Below are 6,613 nucleotides of genomic sequence, written 5' to 3' on the forward strand. Positions count from 1 at the left end.
TAATCAATTCGCGCGGATTTTACGGGACTTTTCCCGGTTGTGCAGCCAATAACCCGAATGACGAAACTTATTTACACAAAAAGAGTCTGAAAAGATCCGAGATTACAGAGTGTTCATATGTAGATTTCTTCTGTGACGCTTTATAGTAGACAACTCATTTACGTAAACCCCGGGGTGAGAAAGATGCCCCGTCCCTGGAGAGATGGATGAAATCACTGTTTAAAGTAACGCTTCTGGCGACAACGATGGCCGTTGCCCTGAATGCTCCGCTGACTTTCGCTGCCGATGCTGCTGCCGCGAAAGCTGCTCCGGCCGCTGATGCTGCGAAAGCCGCACCTGCTGGCCTGAACGCTGCATTCAAAAACGACGACCAGCAATCTGCTTATGCACTGGGTGCATCGCTGGGTCGTTACATGGAAAACTCCCTGAAAGAGCAGGAAAAGCTGGGCATCAAACTGGATAAAGCACAGCTGATCGCCGGCGTTCAGGACGCATTTGCGGATAAGAGCAAACTCTCTGATCAGGAAATCGAACAGACCCTGCAGGCCTTCGAAACTCGCGTAAAAACCTCTGCTCAGCAGAAAATGGAAAAAGACGCGACTGACAACGAAGCGAAAGGCAAAGCCTTCCGTGACACCTTTGCCAAAGAGAAAGGCGTGAAAACCTCTTCGACTGGTCTGCTGTACAAAGTAGAGAAAGAAGGTACCGGCGATGCGCCGAAAGACAGCGACACTGTGGTCGTGAACTACAAAGGCACGCTGATTGACGGTAAAGAGTTCGATAACTCTTACACCCGCGGTGAGCCACTGTCCTTCCGTCTGGACGGCGTAATCCCAGGCTGGACTGAAGGCCTGAAAAACGTCAAGAAAGGCGGCAAAATCAAGCTGGTCATTCCACCAGACCTGGCTTACGGCAAAACTGGCGTCCCGGGTATCCCTGCTAACTCTACGCTGGTGTTTGACGTAGAGCTGCTGGATATCAAACCAGCACCTAAAGCGGATGCCGCTGCACCTGCTGCAGACGACAAAGCCGCTGCTGATTCCAGCAAGAAATAAGCGTGATGAAAACCGCCGTCCTTAAGGGCGGCGGTTTTTTATTGGGCGCAACAAACGTTGTGTTGTCACCCACGCACAGGCAACTTGATGTATGACGAGTATAATAAACACTGGAAAGTGCCTGAGGCGCGTATTACTTTAGATGCCTTATTTTTGATGATGATAATGAGCCTGCCCTGACAACCTAACGACAGGCTCCTGAAAAGGAGTGCTTTTTTTCATGTCCAGGTCGCTTTTAACCAACGAAACCAGTGAACTTGATTTGCTGGATCAACGTCCTTTTGACCAGACCGATTTCGACATTCTGAAATCTTACGAAGCGGTAGTGGACGGGTTAGCGATGCTCATTGGCTCCCATTGCGAAATCGTGCTGCACTCACTGCAGGATCTCAAATGTTCCGCCATTCGTATTGCCAACGGTGAACACACAGGTCGTCAAATCGGTTCGCCGATAACGGACCTGGCGCTGCGTATGCTCCATGATATGACCGGTGCGGACAGCAGCGTTTCCAAATGCTATTTCACTCGCGCCAAAAGCGGCGTGCTGATGAAGTCTGTGACGATTGCTATCCGCAACCGTGACCAGCGTGTGATTGGGCTGCTGTGCATCAACATGAACCTTGATGTGCCGTTCTCGCAAATCATGAGCACCTTTATTCCGCCTGAAACGCCTGAAGTAAACTCTCAGGTGAACTTTGCATCTTCTGTTGAAGACCTGGTGACCCAGACTCTGGAATTCACCATCGAAGAGGTCAACGCCGATCGTAACGTTTCCAACAACGCCAAAAATCGTCAGATCGTCCTTAACCTTTATGAAAAAGGGATCTTCGATATCAAAGACGCAATCAACCAGGTGGCCGATCGTCTCAACATCTCCAAACACACCGTTTACCTCTATATTCGCCAGTTTAAGAGCGGCGATTTCCAGGGACAGGATAAGTAATGCGGTTTGCCCTGATGGTTACGGGGCCTGCGTATGGCACCCAACAAGCCAGCAGTGCCCTGCAATTTGCGCAGGCGGTGCTTGCCGAAGGGCATGAGCTCTCCAGTATCTTCTTCTACCGTGAAGGTGTGTATAACGCCAACCAGTTGAGCGCGCCGGCAAGTGATGAATTCGATCTGGTGCGTGCGTGGCAGGCACTGCATGAGCAGCACGGTGTAGCGCTTCACATTTGTGTCGCTGCGGCATTGCGCCGTGGGGTGACGGATGAAACCGAAGCAAAACAGCTTGGGTTAGCGGGTGCCAATCTTCAACCGGGCTTCCACTTAAGTGGATTAGGCGCACTGGCTGAAGCCTCATTAACCTGCGACAGAATGGTGCAGTTCTGATGAAACGTGTGGCTTTTGTCTTTTCCACCGCACCGCACGGAAGTTCTTCCGGCAGGGAAGGGCTGGATGCACTCCTCGCCACCTCGGCGCTAACGGAAGATATCGGCGTGTTTTTTATCGGTGACGGGGTTCTTCAGCTTCTAAGCGATCAAAAACCGGCGGCGATCCTGGCCCGGGATTATATCCCTGCTTTTAAATTGATGGCGCTGTATGACATCGAAGAGAGTTGGGTATGTGCTGCTTCGCTACGAGAGCGCGGGCTGAGTTCGCCTTCCTTTATTATCGAACCTGAGATTCTGGAGCCAGCTGCGTTGCGCCAGAAACTTGAGGGATACGATGTGATTTTACGTTTCTGAGGTGTCGATGCTTCATACGCTTAGTCACTCTCCCTGGCAGCATGATATCAGTGCCTTTCTGCGACTCACGGCCGATGGGGATGATTTGCTGCTGCTCTCCGATGGGGTGATTGCGGCGCTGGATGGCAGCCGCTTCCTTGATCTTCTCAATGACGCCCCCATAACCCTGTATGCGCTGCAGGAAGACATTGAAGCTCGTGGCCTTTGTGGTCAAATTTCGAGCAGTGTCGTCAGGGTTAGCTATACTGACTTCGTCAGACTAGCGGTCAAACACGACGGGCAACTTGCCTGGTAGTGCAGAGATCGTTGTATATTTCTTGACACCTTTTCGGCGTGGCCCTAAAATTTCGCGTCCTCATATTATATGAGGCGATTTATTACGTGTTTACGAAGCAAAAGCTAAAACCAGGAGCTATTTAATGGCAACAGTTAACCAGCTGGTTCGCAAACCACGCTCACGCAAAGTTGCAAAAAGCAACGTGCCTGCGCTGGAAGCCTGCCCGCAGAAACGTGGTGTATGTACTCGTGTATATACCACCACTCCTAAGAAACCTAACTCCGCACTGCGTAAAGTTTGCCGTGTGCGTCTGACTAACGGTTTCGAAGTCACCTCCTACATCGGCGGTGAAGGTCACAACCTGCAGGAGCACTCCGTGATCCTGATCCGTGGCGGTCGTGTAAAAGACCTCCCGGGTGTTCGTTACCACACCGTTCGTGGTGCGCTTGACTGCTCCGGCGTTAAAGACCGTAAGCAAGCTCGCTCCAAGTATGGCGTGAAGCGTCCTAAGGCTTAATGGATTCCGTTAAGTAAGGCCAAACGTTTTAAATTAATGTCAATCTAAACTCTTTGAGTTTTGGACAATCCTGAATTAACAACGGAGTATTCCCATGCCACGTCGTCGCGTCATTGGTCAGCGTAAAATTCTGCCGGATCCTAAGTTCGGATCAGAGCTGCTGGCTAAATTTGTAAATATCCTGATGGTAGATGGTAAAAAATCTACTGCTGAAGCAATCGTATACAGCGCGCTGGAGACCCTGGCTCAGCGTTCTGGTAAAAATGAACTGGAAGCTTTCGAAGTCGCTCTGGACAACGTTCGTCCGACTGTCGAAGTTAAGTCCCGCCGTGTAGGTGGTTCTACTTATCAGGTTCCAGTTGAAGTTCGTCCGGTTCGTCGTAATGCTCTGGCAATGCGTTGGATCGTTGAAGCTGCTCGTAAACGCGGTGATAAATCTATGGCTCTGCGTCTGGCGAACGAACTTTCTGACGCTGCAGACAACAAAGGTACTGCAGTTAAGAAACGTGAAGACGTTCACCGTATGGCAGAAGCCAACAAGGCGTTCGCTCACTACCGTTGGTAATCCCTTCGGAGTGTTAGTCACCAGGCGGGCGCTTCAGGTAAGCCGCCCGCTCTGGGTTACTTAATCTGAACGTCTAAAGAAACAAACGAGGAATCAAATGGCTCGTACAACACCCATCGCACGCTATCGTAACATCGGTATCAGTGCGCACATCGACGCCGGTAAAACCACGACTACCGAACGTATTCTGTTCTACACCGGTGTAAACCACAAAATCGGTGAAGTTCATGACGGCGCCGCAACCATGGACTGGATGGAGCAGGAGCAGGAGCGTGGTATTACCATTACCTCCGCAGCGACTACTGCATTCTGGTCTGGTATGGCGAAGCAGTATGAACCGCATCGCGTAAACATCATCGACACCCCGGGCCACGTTGACTTCACCATCGAAGTAGAACGTTCCATGCGTGTTCTTGACGGTGCGGTAATGGTTTACTGCGCAGTTGGTGGTGTTCAGCCACAGTCTGAAACCGTATGGCGTCAGGCTAACAAATACAAAGTTCCACGCATCGCGTTCGTTAACAAAATGGACCGTATGGGTGCTAACTTCCTGAAAGTTGTTGGTCAGATCAAATCCCGTCTGGGCGCGAACCCTGTTCCGCTGCAGCTGGCGATTGGTGCTGAAGAAGGTTTCACCGGTGTTATTGACCTGGTGAAAATGAAAGCCATCAACTGGAACGATGCTGATCAGGGCGTAACCTTCGAATACGAAGATATCCCAGCTGATATGCAGGACCTGGCTGACGAATGGCACCAGAACCTGATCGAATCCGCTGCGGAAGCGTCTGAAGAGCTGATGGAAAAATACCTGGGCGGCGAAGAGCTGACCGAGGAAGAAATCAAAGTCGCTCTGCGTCAGCGCGTTCTGAACAACGAAATTATCCTGGTAACCTGTGGTTCTGCATTTAAGAACAAAGGTGTTCAGGCGATGCTGGATGCGGTAATCGATTACCTGCCAGCACCAACTGACGTACCTGCTATCAACGGTATGCTGGACGACGGTAAAGATACCCCGTCCGAGCGTCACGCTAGCGATGAAGAGCCGTTTGCTGCTCTGGCATTCAAAATTGCTACCGACCCGTTCGTAGGTAACCTGACCTTCTTCCGCGTTTACTCTGGTGTGGTTAACTCCGGTGATACTGTATACAACCCAGTGAAAGCGGCTCGTGAGCGTTTTGGTCGTATCGTTCAGATGCACGCCAACAAACGTGAAGAGATCAAAGAAGTTCGCGCAGGCGACATTGCAGCTGCAATCGGCCTGAAAGACGTGACCACAGGTGACACCATCTGTGATCCGGACAACGTGATCATTCTTGAGCGTATGGAATTCCCAGAGCCGGTAATTTCCATCGCCGTAGAACCAAAAACCAAAGCTGACCAGGAAAAAATGGGTCTGGCTCTGGGTCGTCTGGCAAAAGAAGATCCATCATTCCGCGTATGGACTGATGAAGAATCTAACCAGACCATCATCGCCGGTATGGGTGAACTGCACCTCGACATCATCGTTGACCGTATGAAGCGTGAATTCAACGTTGAAGCGAACGTCGGTAAACCTCAGGTGGCTTACCGCGAAGCGATTCGTGGGAAAGTTACCGATATCGAAGGTAAACACGCCAAGCAGTCTGGTGGTCGTGGTCAGTACGGTCATGTTGTTATCGACATGTACCCGCTGGAGCCGGGCTCAAATCCGAAAGGTTACGAGTTCATCAACGACATCAAAGGTGGTGTAATTCCTGGCGAATACATCCCTGCCGTTGATAAAGGTATCCAGGAGCAGCTGAAGGCTGGTCCTCTGGCTGGTTATCCGGTTGTTGATCTCGGCGTGCGTCTGCACTTCGGTTCTTACCATGACGTTGACTCCTCCGAGCTGGCGTTTAAACTGGCCGCTTCTATCGCCTTTAAAGATGGCTTTAAGAAAGCGAAACCAGTTCTGCTTGAGCCTATCATGAAGGTTGAAGTAGAAACTCCGGAAGAGAACACCGGTGACGTTATCGGCGACCTTAGCCGTCGTCGTGGTCAGCTGAAAGGTCAGGAATCCAACGCTACTGGCGTTCAGATTCACGCTGAAGTTCCGCTGTCTGAAATGTTCGGGTATGCAACTCAGCTGCGTTCTCTGACTAAAGGTCGTGCTTCTTACTCTATGGAGTTCCTGAAGTATGACGACGCGCCGAACAACGTTGCTCAGGCCGTTATCGAAGCTCGTGGCAAATAAGCCATAGGTTAAAAACTAATGTCCCGTGCTCTCTCCCAAGGGGGAGAGCACTATAGTAAGGAATATAGCCGTGTCTAAAGAAAAATTTGAACGTACAAAACCGCACGTTAACGTTGGTACTATCGGCCACGTTGACCACGGTAAAACTACTCTGACTGCTGCAATCACTACCGTACTGGCTAAAACCTACGGTGGTTCTGCACGTGCTTTCGACCAGATCGATAACGCACCAGAAGAAAAAGCTCGTGGTATCACCATCAACACTTCCCACGTTGAATATGACACCCCGACTCGCCACTACG

The 6,613-nt window shown here is 50.8% G+C and carries 9 protein-coding genes; all 9 read left to right on the plus strand.

Annotated features, from left to right (window positions below; all coding sequences use genetic code 11):
- Window positions 1-206: 206 nt before the first annotated feature.
- Window positions 207-1,055 carry an FKBP-type peptidyl-prolyl cis-trans isomerase gene (gene fkpA / locus ACRCWW_RS17900; protein WP_404659816.1) on the plus strand — a complete coding sequence of 283 codons (849 nt, stop codon included), beginning with the start codon at window positions 207-209 and terminating at the stop codon, window positions 1,053-1,055.
- 220 nt (window positions 1,056-1,275) lie between these two features.
- Window positions 1,276-1,998: a helix-turn-helix transcriptional regulator gene (locus tag ACRCWW_RS17905; RefSeq protein WP_404659817.1), complete on the plus strand. Its 723-nt coding sequence runs from the start codon at window positions 1,276-1,278 to the stop codon at window positions 1,996-1,998.
- Entirely contained in the window at window positions 1,998-2,384 is a 387-nt protein-coding gene (tusD, locus tag ACRCWW_RS17910; RefSeq protein ID WP_438683598.1) for a sulfurtransferase complex subunit TusD, read from the plus strand. The genes ACRCWW_RS17905 and tusD overlap by 1 nt, the downstream gene beginning before the upstream one ends.
- Window positions 2,384-2,740 (plus strand): sulfurtransferase complex subunit TusC, encoded by a 357-nt coding sequence (gene tusC / locus ACRCWW_RS17915; protein ID WP_438683599.1) that lies wholly within the window; start codon window positions 2,384-2,386, stop codon window positions 2,738-2,740. Before tusD ends, tusC begins: the two co-directional genes overlap by 1 nt.
- A gap of 7 nt (window positions 2,741-2,747) precedes the next feature.
- Entirely contained in the window at window positions 2,748-3,035 is a 288-nt protein-coding gene (tusB, locus tag ACRCWW_RS17920) for a sulfurtransferase complex subunit TusB (protein ID WP_438683600.1), read from the plus strand.
- Window positions 3,036-3,159: 124 nt separating this feature from the next.
- Window positions 3,160-3,534 carry a 30S ribosomal protein S12 gene (gene rpsL / locus ACRCWW_RS17925; RefSeq protein WP_002436309.1) on the plus strand — a complete coding sequence of 125 codons (375 nt, stop codon included), beginning with the start codon at window positions 3,160-3,162 and terminating at the stop codon, window positions 3,532-3,534.
- Between the two features lie 94 nt (window positions 3,535-3,628).
- A complete protein-coding gene (rpsG, locus tag ACRCWW_RS17930; RefSeq protein WP_004106370.1) occupies window positions 3,629-4,099 on the plus strand; it encodes a 30S ribosomal protein S7 in 471 nt (156 codons plus the stop codon).
- 97 nt (window positions 4,100-4,196) lie between these two features.
- Window positions 4,197-6,311 (plus strand): elongation factor G, encoded by a 2,115-nt coding sequence (gene fusA, locus ACRCWW_RS17935; protein ID WP_438683601.1) that lies wholly within the window; start codon window positions 4,197-4,199, stop codon window positions 6,309-6,311.
- 70 nt (window positions 6,312-6,381) lie between these two features.
- A partial coding sequence (locus ACRCWW_RS17940) for a GTP-binding protein (RefSeq protein ID WP_032439543.1) occupies window positions 6,382-6,613 on the plus strand: 232 nt, incomplete at its 3' end.

The organism is Scandinavium sp. (assembly GCF_051650185.1).
GTDB lineage: Bacteria > Pseudomonadota > Gammaproteobacteria > Enterobacterales > Enterobacteriaceae > Scandinavium.

Bases quoted from the DNA above. Each gene is read 5' to 3' on its own strand.
- ACRCWW_RS17905 (WP_404659817.1), top strand. From the start codon at position 1,276: ATGTCCAGGTCGCTTTTAACCAACGAAACCAGTGAACTTGATTTGCTG.
- tusC (WP_438683599.1), top strand. From the start codon at position 2,384: ATGAAACGTGTGGCTTTTGTCTTTTCCACCGCACCGCACGGAAGTTCT.
- rpsL (WP_002436309.1), top strand. From the start codon at position 3,160: ATGGCAACAGTTAACCAGCTGGTTCGCAAACCACGCTCACGCAAAGTT.
- rpsG (WP_004106370.1), top strand. From the start codon at position 3,629: ATGCCACGTCGTCGCGTCATTGGTCAGCGTAAAATTCTGCCGGATCCT.
- fkpA (WP_404659816.1), top strand. From the start codon at position 207: ATGAAATCACTGTTTAAAGTAACGCTTCTGGCGACAACGATGGCCGTT.
- tusB (WP_438683600.1), top strand. From the start codon at position 2,748: ATGCTTCATACGCTTAGTCACTCTCCCTGGCAGCATGATATCAGTGCC.
- fusA (WP_438683601.1), top strand. From the start codon at position 4,197: ATGGCTCGTACAACACCCATCGCACGCTATCGTAACATCGGTATCAGT.
- tusD (WP_438683598.1), top strand. From the start codon at position 1,998: ATGCGGTTTGCCCTGATGGTTACGGGGCCTGCGTATGGCACCCAACAA.